The organism is Halosimplex aquaticum (assembly GCF_028747785.1).
Classification (GTDB): domain Archaea; phylum Halobacteriota; class Halobacteria; order Halobacteriales; family Haloarculaceae; genus Halosimplex; species Halosimplex aquaticum.
Genome location: NZ_CP118158.1, coordinates 238,232 through 256,435, shown reverse-complemented (window position 1 = coordinate 256,435; position 18,204 = coordinate 238,232). Strand labels below are relative to the sequence as shown.

Below are 18,204 nucleotides of genomic sequence, written 5' to 3'. Positions count from 1 at the left end.
CCTCTAGCCCCCGACGACTTGGGGAGATTCAAACGCACTCTCTTCCCACCTTTCGGCATTTACACCCTTGATCAAAAGCCAGAGGGGAAATAGCAATTCCCCAATGAATGTGAAGTCAGTGAAGGTGATACCAAAACTAGGGGCCAAGAAGAATATGAACGAATCGATCATGTAGCCAAGTCCGCCGATCACCAGCAGGACTCCCAAGACTCGTGGAATGAAGCCGGACTTGTACACTAAGAGTCCCATTGGGAGTAGCCACAGCCCCCAAAATATCTGAGCAATAAAGATCCCATGCTGGTGTAAATCAAGGAAGAGAGACGCTAGGCCTTGTGACTGTTCGGTTGTGAAGCTCGCGGAATACTCCGATCCGCTCACAAGGAGCAATGTAGCATAGTGAGTGAGCTCATTGAGCATAGCTATTGGGACGCCAAGTAAGAGGAAGATGACCATAAGCGAGGCAAGGTTCTTACTGACTGGCTTCAGTAACTTGTACAAGAGAATTACCACGAATATATTGATTACCTGAGCGAGGAGAGCACTCACGATACTCAGTCGAAACAACGATTCATTAGCTGCAATATTACTGGCTGTCGTTGCTATATCACCGGGCACAAAAAGTGTTGAAGGGACATATAATATCCCGAAAACCCCGACTGGAATGAGACTCAGATGCAGGAAACCAGCGATTCTGGCGAGCCTATTCGGCGATATTCCGAGGTCGGTACTCCTGACACTATCTTTTGCATCACTTGCCTCCATAGTGACCCTAAGACGCGCACACAGAAGTGTTTGGGCATCAACTATTCCATACTTTAATACATGTGCTAATTGGGGAGTACTGAGATGAATCAGCGGCCGCGTTGAATTCACAGCGCGTATCTCATAAAGAGATCGTCGTTCCAGTGAGACATGTCGGTAATTCAACCACGTAATTCGTTGGCTGCCCGGCCATTCCATGGGCGCGATGTGGTCCGTTCCACGCGAGGCTAGTCTTCCCCGGCTCGTACGTCGAAAGATGTAGTAATCAGCTCCCCATCGGGCTTCGCCTGTAAGAAGAACCGGTATCGGCCAGTGGTAGGAAACCGAACAGCAAACCGAACGATACCGTCCTCCGGGGCCGTCCCTTCAGGATGAACGTGGAGATATGCGAGATCTCCGTCTCGAAGCGCAACTAGATGGCCGAGTGCGCCGAGATACGGATCAAGATGAGCGACATCCCCGTCCTTGCGCACTTCAAACTCGATATCGGCCGTCTCACCAGCGGTGATTTGCTCCGAGGCGAGTTCGACAGTGTACCCTTCGATCTCAGCCTCACGCGTGGACTGAGGACGGCCTTCGTACTGAGCCGAACCCGACGACAGCATGTCTACACCGAGTGTCGTTGGCTGTCCATCTACGAGTACATCGACGAATGCCCGATAGACTCCAGGATCCGGGAGGCTAAACTCCACTGACCACGTCCCGTCGTCGGCCAGTGTTGGATGGAGATGCTGGAAGCGAGTGAGGTCACGGCGGACGAGAATTAAGTGAGCGAGTTGGTCGTGTGTTTCTTTAAAGTCTGTGACCACGTCCCCGGCCTCGGTGCGCACTCGATACGTCCACTCGTGAGGCTTCTCGGGATCGATACGTGTCCCGGACACCTCAAGTTGGAGCCCATTCGCGGCGACGCTTAGTCCACCTGGTTGCGAATGACTACCTGCATCAGTGTATCCGTGAGAAGTGCCGTTACCGTGGTTATTCGCCGCAGGGTCGGAATCGTGGTGGTCGTCGGCCATACGGAACGTACGTCCGCAATCGTCTACTATCTTGTTCCGCTCCGAAGGAGTTCAGCATACAGTGTTGTCACCAAGAACTGCTACGAATCTATGGATTCCAGGGAGCTGTAGTTTCGAACCCGCTTACTCCCGGTCTCCCTGCAGGCGAGGCAGTCGAAGAGCTATGTGATCTACGGTTAGTCGGCCGGCGGAGCACTCCCGGACGGAGCGACCCCGGAAAGCGACGAAAGGTCCAGATCGACTCGTCGGAGGAACTGTGCGTTGATTGCGACGATAACAGTACTAAGCGACATCAGGAGTGCACCGACGGCGGGGGAGAGCAGGATTCCGACGGGCGCGAGGATGCCCGCGGCGAGCGGGATGGCGAATACGTTGTAACCCGCCGCCCACACGAGATTCTCCTGCATCTTTCGGTAGCTGGCCTTGCTGAGTTTCACGAGTCGGACAACGTCGAGCGGATTATTTTGGACGAGGATGATATCCGCTGATTGGACAGCGACGTCCGTCCCGCTCCCGATGGCGATACCGATGTCAGCTCGTGTTAGGGCTGGAGCGTCGTTGACGCCGTCACCGACCATTGCGACCAGTTTACCCTGCTCTTGAAGTTCACTGACCTTCTTGTCCTTATCCTCCGGCAGTATTTCTGCGAAGACTGTGTCTATTCCGAGTTCTTCGGCGACGGCGTGGGCAACGTCTTCGGAATCGCCGGTCAACATCGCTACCTCGATACCGAGTTCGTGCAAGGCGTCTACGACTCGGTAGCTCTCCTCTCGTATCACGTCCGCCAGTGAGAAGGCTGCAATCGGCTCTTCATCACGAACGAGGTAGACGACTGTCTGTGCATTCTCACCGGCACGGTCGGCGAACTCCGTGAGTTCAGAGGGTACCTCACTATCGAGTTGTGCGAGGAGGTTCGGCCCGCCGACGTACACCGTTTCTCCGGCTACCGACGCCCGAACGCCACGACCCTTTATCGCCTCGAATCCGCTCGCATTCTGTACAGCGACGCCGCGTTCATCCGACGCGTCGCGGATGGCTTCTGCTATCATGTGCTCCGAGTCGCCCTCGACAGCGGCTGCAAGTGCCAACGCCTCGTCCTCGGTGACGTCATCGACAGTCTCAATCTCCACGACTCCTTGCTCTCCTTCCGTGAGTGTCCCCGTCTTGTCGAAGACGATGGTGTCCAGGTCGCGTGCCTGTTCCATGGCAATCCGATCACGAACGAGCATGCCGTTTCGAGCAGCGAGTGACGTGTTGATGGCGACGACCAAGGGGATGGCGAGTCCGAGTGCGTGGGGGCAGGCGATCACGAGGACAGTGACTGCACGTTCGATGACGGGCGCACCGAACGTCGTGGCGACCGTCCACGCCGCCGCCGTAACTGCCGCCGAGGCCACCGCGACGTAGAATAGCCACCCGGCAGCCCGGTCGGCGAGCATTTGGGTCCGGGATTTGCTTTGTTGGGCCTCTTCGACGAGGCGCATGATTCCTGCGAGGGCAGTGTCGTCCCCCGTCGCAGTAACTCGGACCCGGAGACTGCCGTCTCCGTTGATCGTTCCGCCGATTACTTCGTCACCGGGCTCTTTCGAGACGGGACGTGATTCTCCAGTGATCATCGCCTCGTTGACGTCGGAGTCACCCTCCTCAACGACGCCGTCGGTAGGGACATTCGCGCCAGGGCGCACGAGAACGAGATCACTCTCGTCGAGTTCGCTCACGGGAACCTCCTCGGTGTCGCCACTCTCGGTGATGCGTTCAGCAGTGTCCGGAATCAACTTGGCAAGCTCGTCAAGTGCACTGGAAGCACGGCGGACGCTCCGCATCTCGATCCAATGCCCGAGAAGCATGATGTCGATCAGGGTCACAAGTTCCCAAAAGAACGCCGACTGTGCGGGGACGATGACGGTAGCCAGGCTGTAGACGAACGCGACAGTGATCGCCATCGAAATGAGCGTCATCATGCCCGGTGACCGGTCCCGAAGTTCCGGGACGGCCATCCGGAGAAACGGGACGCCACCGTAGGCGAAGACGATCACTGCGAAGACGGGGTTGATCCACTCGCTTCCGGGGAACGCCGGAACAGAGAATCCGAGCCACTCTTGGAGGGCCTCGCTGTACAGGAGGACGGGAATCGAGAGGAGTGTCGAGACGAAGAATCGGCGGCGGAACATCTGTTCGTGGCCCTCGTGCATCCCGCCCCCACCGTGGTCCCCGTGGCCTCCCTGGTTCATCCCTGCGTGGCCCCGGTGCTCAAACTGTTCTTCGACCTGCCGCCCGGCTTCGTCAGCATCGGCTTCGTCTTCTAGAATCGATTGTTCTGTCCGGACTTCGTCGTCCTGAACCTGCCCTTCCTCCGTGATTGACTCAGTTTGGAGATCTTCATCGTCACGGTGGTCATCACTGTGATGTTCGTGGTCGTCCATTGCGGTTCCTCAGTTACTCGGACCTACGCGTCCAAGTCTGATTACTCCCTGGCCGTCAAATCTCGGTACCAGTAGATACTATCGATGTCTTCTTACTCTCCCTCTCCGCGGATGACCATCACCTTCACACGGCGAACGCCGTCGAAGTCGCGGAGCCGATAGGTTAGTTCTCGGACTCGATCGGCTGGTCCCCGACAGAACAGTGATTCTAGACACCACTCGCCGTGATGCGTATGACTCGTCGTATCGATCACATCCTGATACTCGTGTTGAACCGCGTGGAGGTCTCCTATGACGTCGTGATGGCGATAGTCGAAGGCGATGAGGGCGACGACTTCGCCCGCTGTCTCTTCGAGGCGCGAGTGTGCTTCGATGTACTCCAGCATCGCTTCTCTGACTGCCCGCGACCGGTTTTCAATCTCTTGCTCTTGCCACACCCGGTCGAACTCTTCGACAACCTCGTCAGGGATGTTGAAGCTCGTTCGCATACACCTATTCTCGCAGTGCAGTCACAAGGTGGCTCCGTATGACGGAACCACCGATTCGGTATTAACAACCGTTATCCACGTTCTCGGCCGACTCTCTCACAGATGTTACACGGTGAGGCACTCGGGCTCCTTCTCGGAGCGGTCGCACTCGGTGCCGTCCACGGCATCGAACCGGGGCACGGTTGGCCTGTCGCCGCCTCCTACGCGCTCGACCAGACGAATAAGTGGGTATACGGATTCGCAGCGAGTTTCATCCTCGGGATCGGACACCTCATCAGCAGTATCGCAATGGTGGCGGTGTTCTTCTACGCAAAGAATTATTTCAATCTCACACAGATCAATGAGCCGATTCACCTCATCTGGAATATATTCCTCGGAGGGCCAGTTAGCGTGGTCGCTGGTATCTTGCTCATCGCGCTCGGAATCCATGAGTATCGTTACGGCCACTCAACCGGCACTCACGATGGCGATCATGACCATTCGCGCAGTGACCATGACCACGACCATTCACATGATCATGACGATGATTCCGGGCATGGGCACGATCACAACCACCATTCACACGACAACGACGACGGTCATTCACATAGCGGAGGCGGTGAGGGACCGCTTGACCGACTGAAAGGATATTTCCCATTCATCGTGGGCCACTCTCACTCGCACTCGCACGACGACCTTGATGAGGCAGCTGACCGCGGCTTGTTCGGTATCGCGTGGTTCGCCTTTCTCCTTGGGTTCGCACACGAAGAAGAGTTCGAGATAATCGCGCTCTGTGCCGGATCAAGTCATTGCCTCGAATTGATGAGTGCGTACGCTCTTACGGTCATTTTCGGGATCGTCGGGTTGACGATGTTGCTGATAGCGGAGGGTGTCATAGAAAGCCTCACACACGAGGACGCAGGGTGTTGGAACTGTGTCTACGAGCGCCAGCACCCTGCAAGAAGAGGGTTCTATCGACGAGTTCTTCAATGTCGTGGCTACCGAGACGCTCGCGTTGTTCGAGCATCTTGAGTTCGACTTTTTCAGCGAGTTCGACGTGTTCGCCCCCGCTCGCCGGGGGCGAACACGAGACCACCACCCACCAGAACTCTTCCGAGCGTTCCTCCACTGCTACTACAAGGACATCTACGGCATTCGCCCGGTCACACGAGAACTCCAGAACACGGTCGTCTGGCTCAGCTGTGGCTTCGATCGACCGCCCTCAAGAGACGCGGTCGATCGCTTCCTCACCGACCTCGAACACGTCGTCGACGAAGTCTTCGACCACCTCGTCGAGCAGGCCGCCGCCCGCGGCCTGCTCGACATGACCTACCGAATCGATTCGACGGACGTGCGAGCGATGCCATCCGACCCAGATGCGTCGAAGAACTACGACCCAACCGCTGAGGAGTACTATTACGGCTACGGCTGTACGATCGTCTCAACCGGCGCAAAGATCCCGATTGCAGCCGAGTTCACCGAGAGCAAACAAGCCGCAGAAGAGACGGCGATGCGCGTCACCCGTGACGCGCTCGCCGTCGCCCAGCCGATCTGGATGCTCGGTGACAGCGCCTACGACACGCTCGACTGGCACGACCTCCTGCTGACCGCAGGAGTCGTGCCAATCGCCCCGTACAACCCGCGAAACACCGACGATCCGCTCAATATCAAGTACAGAGTCGAAGACCGCATCGAGAAACACAGTGACGAGATTCAGCTCAAACAGTCGATCCTAGACGAGACGTACAACCGCCGGAGTCAGGTCGAGCGAACGAACGATGCGGTCAAGGACTGCGGCCTCGGGACGCTACGCGCCCGAGGCCGCGTCCACGCCCGAGCGCAGGTGTTCCTTGCGCTCTGCGTTCGACTCGTCGTCGCCGTCACCAACTACGAACGAGGTGACAATCCGGGAAGCACCGTCATCACGGTATGAGATGGATTCTATGACACCCTCAAACGAGCGCCTGGTCGTCGGGCCGCAGGTCGGTCACGTCGAGGGAACGGAGCGCCGACCGGCGCATCCCCGTTCGCCAGAGGATGAGCATCACCACGTGGTCGCGGCTAGCGTAGTGGTGCTCCCGCAGGTACGAGAGGGTCTCGTCGGCGCGGTCGGCTTTCAGGTGAACGTCCCGACTCTTGGCGCCGTCGGGCAGCTCGGGCGCGTGGACTTTCTCAGCCAGCCCATCGCGGACGCCCTCGATGTCGGCCCAGTACCGAAGCGCCTCGCGGATCGTACTGAGTTGCTTCTGGAGCGTCAGGGCGGCAATGTCGCCCCGACGCCAGGCCACGAAGTCTGCGAGGTCGCGCCCAGTAAGGTTGTTCAGATTCTCGATCTCCCGTGCCTCACACCACTCGTTGAAGAACCGGAGTCGCGTCCGCGCGTTCCGAATCGTACTCTCTCGGACGGAGGGTTCGTGGTGCCGGAGGAACCGCTTGATGCCTTCCTCCGGCGGGAGAGGTGCCAAGTCGTCTTCGCTCATGCGGGCCCTCCCGTTCGGTCGAGATCTCGGTCGTAGGGACCGACAGGTGTCAGCAGGCGCACCTCGTCGCGCTGGAGCAGGTCACCGCTCCGCCGGTCGAGGAGTTCGTTGAAGACGCCATCGACGCCCTCGACGCTGGCGCACTTCGAACACCAGAAATGGTGGTTCGTGGGCTCCCAGGAGCGGTGCCCGCGGGGACAGGTGAACCGCCAGCGGTCGTGGCGGTCTTCGATTCGGACGGTCTTCTTCTCATCTTCCGACATAGCCGACCGGGACTGAACATCCGGGATGTAAAAGGGGAAATCCAGACGCGTGTGGTGAAAGTGAAACTGCCGAAACTGGTTACTCGCCTGCAATAACCCTCTGATTCTACCCACGTGAGCGGCTGAGCCGTCTGTGAAAGTGGTGGTGGTTCGATACCTCAAACATCCTGGCTTAAGCCAGCGCGCGTTTCCTGTCGTCATGTGTTCGCTCGCGAGAGCGACACCCCGGCCGGCGCGTAGGGTCGTCGGCCACCGACTCTTTCTCGCAACCAACTCGCACCCGACCGGGAAGTCACTCTTACAACCCCACTTTTGTGCCATCTATTTCAACCTTGTGTCGTATATGTCAAAACCAACCCGTATGCATTCACTCACAGAACCGACCGGTGCAACTATCGGGGTAGCGGAAGACTCGCGGGTATGCGTCCGCGAGTGGCAGGCATGAACGAGGTAGACGATGCGATCCTGGAATTTTTCGCTGACCAGGATGATGGCCTCGTTCTCTCTCCAGCCCTGATCTGGTTCAATCTTCACGACCGGCTATCTGTCATTGAGAAGAGCCACGAGACAGTAGCACGCCGTATGAGGAATCTCGAAAAACGCGGGTTGCTCGAAAAAGTGGACGAAAACAAAGGTTACTATGCAATGAATCAGAAGGGCCGCGACTACCTCGCTGGCAACCTTGAAGCGGACGATCTCCGGCTCGACGACGAATAACTAATTCCTCAATCGGTTCGGTTTCTTTCCTCACATTCCTTCGTGGAACACCTGTTCAGTACAGATGCGAACTGAACAGCAGCGAGGGTACCGTACAATCGCCGCGATCGACGCGGATCCGAGTTACAGCAGGTCGTCGCCCAAATCTACGTACTTGCCCGCTCTCCCGCCTGGACTCGGGTACTCCCCGGAGAACAACCTGAAAACGACGAACAGGTACACGGGGACGCTGACTACGGTCAGGAGATCGACAACCCAGTAGTCCCGTCCGCCTTGTCCGCCGAGGGCGTTCACGGCGAACCAGTCGATAGCGAACAGCACGACCACGAAGCCGCCGATGAGAGCGAGCAGTATCGCGGCGACGACAGCGAGCAATAGCGCTCTGCGTAGCAGCCACTGGGCCGCACTCGAAGTCACTGAACGGACCCGCTGTCCTCGTTCCCCCATACCGTAGCACCTCGTGTCAGCGAAGTAAATGTTGTGGTGGAGAGAACGTTTCAAGCCTTCATATTGCGTGGCCGTGCTTCTCGTTTTGGACTCGATTCCGATTCGGGCGGGGACGGAGACTGCCGAAGCCTCGGTGGAACGACCTTCGAGTTCGGAGAGTTGATCGCCTGTACTGAACAATACTCGATTCTACTGCACTCTATTCGCTCGGATTCATCGACAGTGAAACCTTGTGCTTCACCCGACAGAGCCCTGGTATCGGGTGAATCGAACGAGATCTGCATAAAGTTACTCAGATAGTCGCTTGACTGCTTTACAGCGCGCCTCTCCAAATCGCCCGACTGCGGCGGGATGTAAATTGGAAACCGAAACCCACCCCCCTATACTATACAGCCCATCGCGCCCGCTCGCCTCGATGGCGAGCGACGCACGCCGTGGGCCGCGCTGTGAGAGCGGCCGGCGGAGTGTATATATAAGACGCGCGAATGGCCTGGAATCGAATACTACTAGCTATTTATATGGCATGAGTCTGTCAATCCCTCTTGATGACCGAAGACTTAGACGATCTGGCCGAGTTAGAACAGGACCAGTTTTTCTACGAGCAATGTCTCGATGACCTGGGGCAGAAACACGTAGCCTGGATCGATTTGATGGGGATTCTCGATTCACTAAGTAACGACCAGAAAATGCCAGCGGTGTATCGCGGAGAACTCTTAGCAGTGATATCTAGATTTCTCGACTTTGACCGTGCTGAGACGTTTACAATCGGCGACGGTGTGATAATAATGACGGACGACAAGGATTATCTCTACGAGTTCCTGGGTTCCTTATTCAGCCATTATGTGAAATTCAATATTCACCGATACAAAGGCGACTGGGACATTTGGCTCCATAGATTGATTCGTGCGGGTATCGGCACCGGAGACGTATACCAAATCGATATGGATGGATATGATGAGAAAAATCGAAATGGAAATCCAATCCCTGATGGGATAGAGAATATAGTGGACGTTAGAAATAATTGCTCACCTTTGGAAGCGACAGTTGGTCGAGAGCAGTATCGATCGCGGTGGTCAGTTGCTCAAGCGAGTCGAAGAACCGGTTGCTGAGAGCGTTTTGGAGTTGTCGCCAGCACTCTTCGACAGGGTTGAGTTCCGGCGAATACGCCGGTAACGTGACGAAGGCGAGGTCGTCACGGGCCGCTAGGTCCGTGACGGCCGACGCCTGGAAGTACGGCGCACCATCTAATACGACGATCAAGTCTTCTTCGAATTCTTCGCATAACGCGAGAATGAAATGTTTTGCATGATCGGCGGTGACGTACTCGGTGAACCGTGAGAAAAAACAGTCACCGTCTTCGGTGATTGCGCCGAGCAGACACGTCCAGTCGCGTTGGCCGGACAATTCGGCGCTCGGCCGCGTGCCGCGCGGAAACCACGCGGCACGCGGCTCGACTTGCACCGATTTCTTCGTCTGATCGATACAGACTATTTTGGCGTCCATCTCCGCTCGCTTTTTTTGATCTCGTCGTGGAACTCTTCTTGGTCGGATTCTTCAGCTTCGGCGGCTGTGCGGCGTGGTTTTTGATAACTCAATCCAGCTTCTTTCAACAGCCGCCGGCAGCTCGGATAGGAGTACTCGACATCGTAGGCGTCTTCGAGAAATTCCTGGACGAGCGCCGGCGTCCACGCCGGCGCGTCGATCCCGGCCTCTTCGGGCGGTTCGTGCACGGCTTGTTCGAACTCTTCTTGCTGTGATTCTGAGAGTTTTCGTTTTCTCCCGGATCGATGATCATCAGACACAGCTTGCTCAAGCGGTTCGTCCGTATCAAATCGCATCAGCCAGCTGTAGATCGTTCTTCGACCGGTGTCGTGCCACTCTGCAAGTTCGGATTGCGTTACGCCGTTTTTGTACGCAATTGCGGCTAACAACCGTTGTGTCGGCTTGTTTCCCTCGACGTTGTCGAGGGCGTCTTGGAGGTCTTCGACGGAGATCTCGTCGAGGTGGTCCATTGATCACAGCAACACTCTCTGAGCGGAAAGTTCTAACGGCTACTATACTCCATTCGGGCCCGCTCTTATTCGCGCCTTACAGGCGGAGGAGGGGGCACCGTATAGCATTCATGAACACGAGACAGGCGGCGATTCACCTAAGACAATCAAGTGGTGGAATGACCAACCAATCTCAATGCAAGATCGGCAGGACATCCTGAAAATGCTAAATGAATACTTCAACTGGTTCGATTCTAAGGACACCTACCAGTACTCGCCGTACGAAAGTAATCACATGATGCGGAGTCTTCGATTCTTTGAGGTCTCTCGCTTCGAGATCGACTCAGGAATATAGCCCTTCACTCAGTATCTCCTCAGACGGTAAGCTTCGACTCGGCGTGCTGAGATGCGGTGGGGTGTATTTTGATGATGTGGCCTTAGCCACACCCCTAAGTGGAAACGCGACCGCCCCTGGCGCGTTTCCGCTCGGGCGTTGGCTCCAGCCCATCGCCCATAGCCCATCGCGCCCAGCTCGACGTCCTCGATCTCCTGCCTCACCGTGGGGTGAAACCCGCAACAGCGCCGAAAATACCCGGAAAATAGGGGAATCGAGAGTGTCGCCACTACCCGCGAACCGGGACGCTCCCAGCCCGCGGGCAGGCGACCGCTACGCCAGCAGCCTCCAGGCGTCGACTCTACACCGCTCGCCGTCCGGCCGCGACCATTTCACCAAGGCTGACCGGAACCGCTCAGCATCCTGTTTCGCGTCCGTCCACAGACCGAACGCTCGCTTCGCCAGGAACGCCGGTGAGGGGTCCGCGTCGGGGTCGAGTTCCCCGAACCGGATTTTCATCCGCGCATCGCCCTTGTCCCGATAGTCGATATTGTACCGGTCGCAGAACGCCAGCAATGCGCTCGTCCGTTCATCCAGGCCGCGCTCCGCGGCCTCCAGGGCCTTCGCGCTCGCCGACGCAGCGTCCCTCACCGCATCCTCGGCCCGCTGCACGGCGTCGTGGACCAGTTCAGCGACGTAGGTAGACCGCAGAGAGACACTGCCGTACTCTCGCTGAACGAGATCGTCCATCCGCCGGAGCGCGTCGCGGACGCTATCGACGTGGCGGCCCTTCTCTTCCGCTATATCAGCGGGGGCTACCTCCCCGCCGTCCGTTACGAGGACTTCCAGCGATTCCCACTCAACGGGCGAGAGGCCGTCTTTGACGTGCTTGAGAACGACGCTCTCTTGCTCGTGGTGGATGTGCGCCATGTCCAGCGTCGGCGGTTCCTCGAAGCCGTCCGATACCTCCGCGTCGAAGTAGGCATCCTCGACGAACGGACCGCTCCCGTGGTCGGGCGCTACGTCCAGGCCAGCGTCAATCAGCACCGCGTGGAGTACTCGGTCCAACTCGCGTTGCAGCTGGGCGAGCGCCTCCTGGTCAGCGCCGAGGGTGTCGTCCCAGCGACTCACTTGATAGGAGACGCCCACCTTCGGATGTGCAAGCGGGTCGTCCGGGTCCCTCGCAAGTGCCTCGCGGGAGTAGTAGTGTTTGACCTCCACGGGTAGCTCGTGCGAAGGGAACGCCTCTCGGACGCGTTGAGGACCCAGCGTAACCGTGTGATAGTAGCCCGGTAGGTTCCGGCCGTGTTCGTCGTCGTCGTTTTGCACGACCTTCCGGTAGCCCGTGCGGTCGTCTTCGAGTAGGTGCCCCATCGTCGCAACCGGGCCATCCCGAGCGTGGACGGGTCCGCTCTCGTTCTTGTGAACCCGGACGTACCGCTCGGCGTCCTGTGTGTTGCTGAACTCCAGCGGGTTCTCGAAGTACCCCATCGAGATACCGACCGCCTCCGCGGCCCGCTTGAGCAACGTCGAGTAGCGGAGCGCGTTGATGTTGCTCCCCTGGATGCGAACGTTGATCCCTTCGTCCATCTCCTCGGGTACGTCCATCTCGAAGCGTTGCCCGTCGTCGCTCTCGACTTGCATCCCCTGCCAGCGGGGGGCGATGTGGGCGTTGAAGCTCTGCTCACCCACCGGGTCCTCGTCGGATGCACGGGCGACGTGCAGCCGGAACTCGCGGATCTCGTCCAGACGGAAGTCCGTTCCCGTGGGCGTAGATGGGCCGGGGTGGACGATGCCGGAATCTTGATAGTACAGCTTCACGTTCCATGATTCGCCGGCAAGTTCAAAGCGGGCCTGTTGGCTACCGCCACCCGCTTTGACCTGCGAATCCGCCGCGAAGTACGGCATCAGGCCGTCTTCGACGAACAGGAGATTCGCCGCGTACTCGTGCCAGGCGGGCTCTATCGCGCGCACTTTCACCCCTCCTGTTCGGCCTCAGCGACGGCGCGCTGGACTCGCGCCTCGCTTTCTGCGACCGATTGCTGACCACTCCAGTCCCAACGAACGCGTTCGCCCGTCTCCACGTCGTAGAGGAGAGAGGCGCGGACGAACTCGCTCACGCGAACCCCTCCAGTGAGGACTGGCCACGATCTCGGTTCTCACGGGACTGATACTCGGTACCACCGACGGCGTCGTCCCAGGCGGCGCGGTGGTCCAGGTAGAGCTTGAAGATATACTCCCACCGGGACCACCCCGCAGGTCGCTCGTAGCGGTAGCAGTACGCCAGCGAGTCCGTCGAGGTGATCTCGCCGATGATGAACTCGCTGTCGTAACACCGTTTGTCCAGACCGAAGGCGTGTAATTCAGCCTCGGGAAGCACCTCGCGAACGGCGGCGACGATCTCCTCGCAGACCTCCACATCATCCCGGCCGCACATCGTCCCGATACCAACCCGGTCGGTCACCAGATCGTGATCGCGGAGTTGCTGAGCGTGCCATTGGTAGTCTTCCGGCTCCCAGCCCTGGACCACAGCGACGGGTTCGGCGCTGATATCGAGTATGTCGTGAAGCTTCGCGCACTCAATGTGCGCCTCTAACGTCCGCTGTTGCTGTTCTTTGACAGTCCAGTCGTGGAACTCTCGTACATCGTCTTCGCAAACGTAGTCGCGCCAGGCGTACTTCGCGGGCTGGAGTGCCCCGATAGCCTGGAGATACAACTCCGTCGACTCTGGGTACTCCGCCAGTCCCTGGCCGCCGTTCTCGGGCGGGGCGAACATCGAGTAGGCGCCGGGGTCGATGAACAGGTCGTAATCCCGCCAGCGGGAGTCCCGCCCGTTCAGCATGGTCTGATAGTTGACCATGATCCGCGACGGCCGCGGCCCCTCCAGCCAGCGCTGGGCGCGCGCCAGCATCTTGCGCGACGACCCGCTGGCCGCGCCGGCCCAAAACTCCTGAGAGGTACGCGCCCGATCTCGGTCGTCGGTCACGCGCTCTCACCCCCGTCGAGACGGCGCCGAGCGCGACGGAGTAGATTGCCCACAGTACCGGCCGAACGGCCGGTCTTGCGGGCATACTCCCGCATCCCGTAGCCGTCCTGCTCAACCGCCTCGTACACCTCCCGCTGTGCATCCGACAGGGCCGACAGATCCTCCTCGTACTCGAAAAGGGACGACTGGTACCTCACCACCACTCACTCCCGAAACACTCCGGATTCTCGCAGAGCTTGTAGTGCGGGTACGCCGCTACCGGAACGTCCGTGAAGTCTGCGTCCCCGCGGTAGTCCGCCTCGACGCACGCCGGCTGCGGCTCGTCACTGTTCGGGTCCGGGCGGTGGAGCGTGTCCGCATACTGCGAGCGGTTCCGAACGGCCGTCTCAGGCACCTCACGGCCGTCCGCGTCGGGGTGTGAGCGGCTCACGCCGCACCACCTCCGGCTAATGACGCCCCTGGACGTGGCGGGTGCGCGGGAAGAGACCTGTTCGTATTATCGTTTCCGGCCCCGAGCGCGAATCCGCGAAAACGGGAATCTCCGGTAGTACGAGGACTGTACGGACAAGTCTCTCTCGTACAGTAATCGCCAGTTAAGGAAGTGGGCCAACGCGGATTTGAACCGCGGACCTCCCGGTTATCAGCCGAGCGCTCAACCTAACTGAGCTATTGGCCCTCGGCATCAGTTGCTTTTGGACGGGGCACTTTAACAGTTACCCTTTGGGCGCGATTCCAACGCCGTACGGCGGTTCTGTGGTACCATCCCACAGGGGATACCTGTCAGTAGAGCGACCGGGCCGTCACTCGACGCCGCGCCGGCGGTCGCTGTCGTCGTCGAAGTCGATATCGTACGCGTCGTCGTCCAGGTCGTAGGCGTCGCCGGACTGTCCGGGGCCGGGACCGCCCGCGCCCGGACCGCCCGCACCGGGGCCCTGGCCGGCCTGGCCAAACGGGAACCCGCCGATGTAGACGTTGCCGGTGGCGAATCCGCCGCTTTTCTTGTCCATGTAGGGGACGATGACCTTCTCGCGGACGGCCCAGCGGATGGGCGCGCGGGTGAACGGCACGACGAGCAGGATGCCGATCACGTCCGTGACGAGGCCTGGCGTGATCGTCAGCGCACCGGCCACCAGCAGGAACGCGCCGTCGAGCAGTTCGTCCGTCGGGAGTTCGCCCGCGGCGAGCTTTCGCTGTATCTTTCCGATGGTGTGGCGACTCTCGGCGCGGACGAGCAACAGTCCCAGGAGAGCGGTCAGCACGACGAGGAGGACCGTCAGGGGCGCGCCGATCTGGGTCGCCACGAAGACGAGAAACAGCGAGTCCAACAGCGGGATCAGCAACAGCAACCCCAGATACCGGAGCATACCCAGTCTTGTCACCGACGACTCAAACACTTTTCGAGGGAATTTCAGGAGTCAGACAGGCGGCGCTCCCGACCGCTCCTGAACCCCGACCTCGATGGGATCGTCGGGTTGAAGCGTTATCTGCATGGACAGGTCGAGCGGCGGTTCGGTGACGGGTTCGAACGCGAACCGCTGGGCGAGGGTCGCCAGCACGAGCTTCGTCTCCATGAGTGCGAAGCGCATCCCGATGCAGTGGCGCGGGCCGCCGCCGAACGGGAAGTAGGCGTACTCGGGCAAGTCGTCGCGGAAGTCGTCGGTCCAGCGCTCCGGGCGGAAGGCGTCGGGGTCGTCGTACCACCGCTCGTCGCGGTGGACGACCCACTGGGGCATCGAGATGGTCGAGCCCGCGGGGATCTCGTATCCGCCGATCTCCACGTCGCGCGTGGGCTCGCGGAAGACGGTGTACGCCGGCGGGTACAGCCGCAGCGCCTCGTCGACGACGCGGTCGAGGTACTCCACGTCGAACAGGTCCGCGGCGGTCGGGCGCGGGCCGTCCGCCGCGCTCCCCGCCGACCCGTCGCCGAGCACGTCGTCGAGTTCCTCGTGCAGACGGGCCTGCTTCTCGGGGTGGGTCGCGAGCAGGAAGACGGCGTAGGAGAGTGTGAGCGCCGTCGTCTCGTGGCCGGCGAACAGGAAGGTGAAGAGGTGGTCGCGGATCTCGGACTCGTCGAGGCCCTCGCCGTTGACGTCGAGGTCGAGCAGGATCGACAGCAGGTCGTCGAACTCCCCCTCGCTGGCGCGGCGGTCGGTGACGATGTCGGCGATGGCGTCGTCGAACTCCTTGACTGCGCGGCGACAGCGGCGATTTGCCGGCGTGGGCACCCACAGCGGGAGCAGCGACGACACCGATCCGACGTCGAACCGGTCGGAGATGGCCGCCGCGGCGTCGCGGATGGCCGACTCCCGACCGCGGACGTCCACGTCCAGCAGCGTCTTCGCGAGGATCTCGAGCGTGAGCGTCCGCATCTCCTCGCTCACGGTGACGGTGTCGCGGCCCTCCCACTCGTCGGCGCGTTCGTCCGCGAAGCGGGCCATCATGTCGGCGTAGGTCTCGATGCGCTCGCGGTAGAACGAGGGCTGGAGCGCGCTCCGGTGGGCCTGCCAGGCCTCGCCCTCCATGAGGAAGAGGCCGCCGTCGGCGATCTGCCCGAGCGAGTTCCGGATGACCGACGCCCGGCGGAAGTCGGCGTCGTCGGTGACCAGCACGCGCTCGATGTCGTCGGGGTGGGTGAACATGTAGCCGTCGCTCCAGGCGACCCGGTAGCTGACCACGTCGTCGTCGAGGGCGCGACAGCGGTCGTAGAACGCCAGCGGGTCCCGGAGGAACTCGACGGTGTTCCCGGCCAGCGGCAGGCCGTCCGGACCCGGCGGCCGGTCGCCCGGCGTCGACTGGCGCAGCGCCTCCGCCGTCGATGCCTCGGACCGCTCCGTCGACGCGTCGTGCGTTGCCATCACCTGTGTCTACGCGCCCGACCGACAATGCTGTTGGGCCGAGTACGCCCGTCTCTTTAAGTAGTCGCGCGAGAAGCGACAACGCAGTCCTTATGCGCGGCGTGGCAGTAGGACCGTCGATGACAGTCATCGGGATCGTCGGACTGCCCGGCAGCGGGAAGAGCGAGGCCGCCGCCGTCGCGCGCGAGGAGGGCGTCCCCGTCGTGACGATGGGCGACGTGATCCGCCAGGCCTGCCGCGACCGCGGGCTCGACCCCGCGACCCACCACGGCGAGATGGCGCGGACCCTCCGCGAGGAGAACGGCCCCGACGCCATCGCCCAGGCGTCGCTCCCGCTCATCGAAGACCGCCTCGACGACGCCGACACCGTCGTCGTCGACGGCATCCGCTCGGACGTCGAAGTCGAGCGCTTCGTCGAGGCCTTCGGCGAGGAGTTCACCCTCGTCGAGGTCCACGCCCCCGAGGACCTGCGCGCCGAGCGCCTCGACCTCCGCGGCCGCGACGCCTCCGCCGAGGAGGGCGGCGAGTCGATGGCGGAGCGCGACGAGCGCGAACTCGGCTTCGGCATGGGCGAGGCCATGGCGATGGCCGACCTCACCGTCGAGAACGACGCCAGCCTGGAGGCGTTCCAGTCGACCGTCCGCCGCCTGCTCTCCGACGGCCCCGACGCCATCGCGGACGAGCAATGAGGACCGATCACCCATGAGCACAGTCTACTCCGTCGATATCCAGATCACCGCACCGGTCAACGACACCGAGGTCACCGACAGGGTCGCCGACGCCGTCACGAACCTCTTCCCCGGCGCCGACGTCGACCACCAGCACGGCGAACTCGTCGCCACCGCCCACGACATGGAGCACTTCTCCGAGTGCCTCCACCGCCAGGAGATCCTCGACACCGCCCGCGGCGCCTTCTTCGAGCACCTCCAGGGCGACACCTTCTCGTTCGACCTGAAGAAACAGGCCGCCTTCCAGGAGGTCGTCAACTTCGCCGTCGGCGAACCCGACGAACTCGGCGAGATTCACGTCCGCGTGCGCGTGAACGACCCCGACGCCGAGTCCTACATCGACCACGTCGCCCCGCCCACGAAAGAGGGCAAACCGATCGACCCCGACGAGTAGGCGTTCGAGTCGAAATCGGCGTGGCTCCATGCGTGTGACGAGCTGACTGTATTTACCAGGTGGCGCGCGCTGTCGCGAGTCTCGTCTCGCGACAGCACCGTGCGAGGGATGAGTAACGCAGGGAGCGGAAGCGACCGAGTAACGCAGTCGGTTGGGGAGGCGTGTGGCTGCGGTGAAGTAGTCGTCGGGTAGGAATGAAAGGGGCGAGCCGTTCGACGAGCGAGACGACGCAAGCACTGGAGCGAACGCAGTGAGCGAAGCGCGCAGCGAGTCGCAGCCGTCGAACGGCTCGGGGCTTTCAGCGCTGCTCAGTCGGTACCGTAGCGTATCGGATCCTTTGG

The 18,204-nt window shown here is 60.5% G+C and carries 19 protein-coding genes, 1 tRNA gene and 1 pseudogene; 5 read left to right on the top strand and 16 right to left on the bottom strand.

Annotated elements, in window-relative coordinates:
• Nucleotides 1–3: 3 nt before the first annotated feature.
• The 4 genes from PSC72_RS01305 to PSC72_RS01290 form a co-directional block, all read right to left on the bottom strand.
• Nucleotides 4–762: a DUF4386 domain-containing protein gene (locus PSC72_RS01305; RefSeq protein WP_274324096.1), complete on the bottom strand. Its 759-nt coding sequence runs from the start codon at nucleotides 760–762 to the stop codon at nucleotides 4–6.
• Between the two features lie 227 nt (nucleotides 763–989).
• Nucleotides 990–1,778, bottom strand: a complete 789-nt coding sequence (locus PSC72_RS01300) for a hypothetical protein (RefSeq protein ID WP_274324095.1) — start codon at nucleotides 1,776–1,778, stop codon at nucleotides 990–992.
• A gap of 176 nt (nucleotides 1,779–1,954) precedes the next feature.
• A complete protein-coding gene (locus PSC72_RS01295) occupies nucleotides 1,955–4,201 on the bottom strand; it encodes a copper-translocating P-type ATPase (RefSeq protein ID WP_382261005.1) in 2,247 nt (748 codons plus the stop codon).
• Nucleotides 4,202–4,293: 92 nt separating this feature from the next.
• Complete coding sequence (locus PSC72_RS01290) at nucleotides 4,294–4,689, bottom strand: CopG family ribbon-helix-helix protein (protein WP_274324094.1); 396 nt, start codon at nucleotides 4,687–4,689, stop codon at nucleotides 4,294–4,296.
• Between the two features lie 102 nt (nucleotides 4,690–4,791).
• On the opposite strand from PSC72_RS01290, the gene PSC72_RS01285 reads away from it, so the two are divergent.
• Together PSC72_RS01285 and PSC72_RS01280 are read left to right on the top strand one after the other, a co-directional pair.
• Nucleotides 4,792–5,700 (top strand): hypothetical protein, encoded by a 909-nt coding sequence (locus PSC72_RS01285; RefSeq protein ID WP_274324093.1) that lies wholly within the window; start codon nucleotides 4,792–4,794, stop codon nucleotides 5,698–5,700.
• Nucleotides 5,603–6,601: a transposase gene (locus tag PSC72_RS01280; RefSeq protein ID WP_274321708.1), complete on the top strand. Its 999-nt coding sequence runs from the start codon at nucleotides 5,603–5,605 to the stop codon at nucleotides 6,599–6,601. Before PSC72_RS01285 ends, PSC72_RS01280 begins: the two co-directional genes overlap by 98 nt.
• A gap of 22 nt (nucleotides 6,602–6,623) precedes the next feature.
• Here PSC72_RS01280 and PSC72_RS01275 read toward each other — a convergent pair.
• Nucleotides 6,624–7,148, bottom strand: a pseudogene (locus PSC72_RS01275) (tyrosine-type recombinase/integrase); the annotation flags it as partial.
• On the bottom strand, nucleotides 7,145–7,411 hold the full coding sequence (locus PSC72_RS01270) for a hypothetical protein (protein WP_274324091.1): 267 nt from the start codon (nucleotides 7,409–7,411) through the stop codon (nucleotides 7,145–7,147). The gene PSC72_RS01270 and the pseudogene PSC72_RS01275, both read right to left, overlap by 4 nt.
• A gap of 441 nt (nucleotides 7,412–7,852) precedes the next feature.
• Between PSC72_RS01270 and PSC72_RS01265 the strand changes: the two genes are divergently transcribed.
• A complete protein-coding gene (locus PSC72_RS01265) occupies nucleotides 7,853–8,128 on the top strand; it encodes a transcriptional regulator (RefSeq protein ID WP_274324090.1) in 276 nt (91 codons plus the stop codon).
• Between the two features lie 123 nt (nucleotides 8,129–8,251).
• Here PSC72_RS01265 and PSC72_RS01260 read toward each other — a convergent pair whose 3' ends face one another.
• The 10 genes from PSC72_RS01260 to PSC72_RS01215 all read right to left on the bottom strand — a co-directional run bounded on the left by PSC72_RS01260 (nucleotide 8,252) and on the right by PSC72_RS01215 (nucleotide 16,741).
• Nucleotides 8,252–8,575, bottom strand: coding sequence for a hypothetical protein (locus tag PSC72_RS01260; RefSeq protein ID WP_274324089.1), 324 nt, complete (start codon nucleotides 8,573–8,575; stop codon nucleotides 8,252–8,254).
• A gap of 1,011 nt (nucleotides 8,576–9,586) precedes the next feature.
• A protein-coding gene (locus PSC72_RS01255) for an IS630 family transposase (RefSeq protein WP_274324088.1) occupies nucleotides 9,587–10,587 on the bottom strand; the annotation gives its coding sequence in 2 pieces (ribosomal slippage) (nucleotides 9,587–10,095 and nucleotides 10,095–10,587; 1,002 coding nt in all).
• 646 nt (nucleotides 10,588–11,233) lie between these two features.
• Nucleotides 11,234–12,874, bottom strand: a complete 1,641-nt coding sequence (locus PSC72_RS01250) for a DUF7845 domain-containing protein (protein WP_274324087.1) — start codon at nucleotides 12,872–12,874, stop codon at nucleotides 11,234–11,236.
• 2 nt (nucleotides 12,875–12,876) lie between these two features.
• Complete coding sequence (locus PSC72_RS01245; protein ID WP_274324086.1) at nucleotides 12,877–13,020, bottom strand: hypothetical protein; 144 nt, start codon at nucleotides 13,018–13,020, stop codon at nucleotides 12,877–12,879.
• Nucleotides 13,017–13,886, bottom strand: a complete 870-nt coding sequence (locus tag PSC72_RS01240) for a deazapurine DNA modification protein DpdA family protein (RefSeq protein WP_274324085.1) — start codon at nucleotides 13,884–13,886, stop codon at nucleotides 13,017–13,019. The genes PSC72_RS01245 and PSC72_RS01240 overlap by 4 nt, the downstream gene beginning before the upstream one ends.
• Nucleotides 13,883–14,083: a sigma factor-like helix-turn-helix DNA-binding protein gene (locus PSC72_RS01235; RefSeq protein WP_274324084.1), complete on the bottom strand. Its 201-nt coding sequence runs from the start codon at nucleotides 14,081–14,083 to the stop codon at nucleotides 13,883–13,885. Before PSC72_RS01235 ends, PSC72_RS01240 begins: the two co-directional genes overlap by 4 nt.
• A complete protein-coding gene (locus tag PSC72_RS01230; protein WP_274324083.1) occupies nucleotides 14,080–14,316 on the bottom strand; it encodes a hypothetical protein in 237 nt (78 codons plus the stop codon). Before PSC72_RS01230 ends, PSC72_RS01235 begins: the two co-directional genes overlap by 4 nt.
• A 172-nt stretch (nucleotides 14,317–14,488) precedes the next feature.
• Nucleotides 14,489–14,562, bottom strand: a tRNA-Ile gene (locus PSC72_RS01225).
• A 124-nt stretch (nucleotides 14,563–14,686) separates the two neighbouring features.
• Complete coding sequence (locus PSC72_RS01220) at nucleotides 14,687–15,250, bottom strand: FxsA family protein (RefSeq protein WP_274324082.1); 564 nt, start codon at nucleotides 15,248–15,250, stop codon at nucleotides 14,687–14,689.
• A 51-nt stretch (nucleotides 15,251–15,301) separates the two neighbouring features.
• Nucleotides 15,302–16,741 carry a cytochrome P450 gene (locus PSC72_RS01215; protein WP_274324081.1) on the bottom strand — a complete coding sequence of 480 codons (1,440 nt, stop codon included), beginning with the start codon at nucleotides 16,739–16,741 and terminating at the stop codon, nucleotides 15,302–15,304.
• Nucleotides 16,742–16,860: 119 nt separating this feature from the next.
• Here PSC72_RS01215 and PSC72_RS01210 point away from each other — a divergent pair, with 119 nt between their 5' ends.
• Both PSC72_RS01210 and PSC72_RS01205 read left to right on the top strand, forming a co-directional pair.
• Nucleotides 16,861–17,430: an AAA family ATPase gene (locus tag PSC72_RS01210; RefSeq protein WP_274324080.1), complete on the top strand. Its 570-nt coding sequence runs from the start codon at nucleotides 16,861–16,863 to the stop codon at nucleotides 17,428–17,430.
• Between the two features lie 13 nt (nucleotides 17,431–17,443).
• Nucleotides 17,444–17,863: an RNA-binding domain-containing protein gene (locus PSC72_RS01205; RefSeq protein ID WP_274324079.1), complete on the top strand. Its 420-nt coding sequence runs from the start codon at nucleotides 17,444–17,446 to the stop codon at nucleotides 17,861–17,863.
• Nucleotides 17,864–18,204 lie beyond the last annotated feature (341 nt).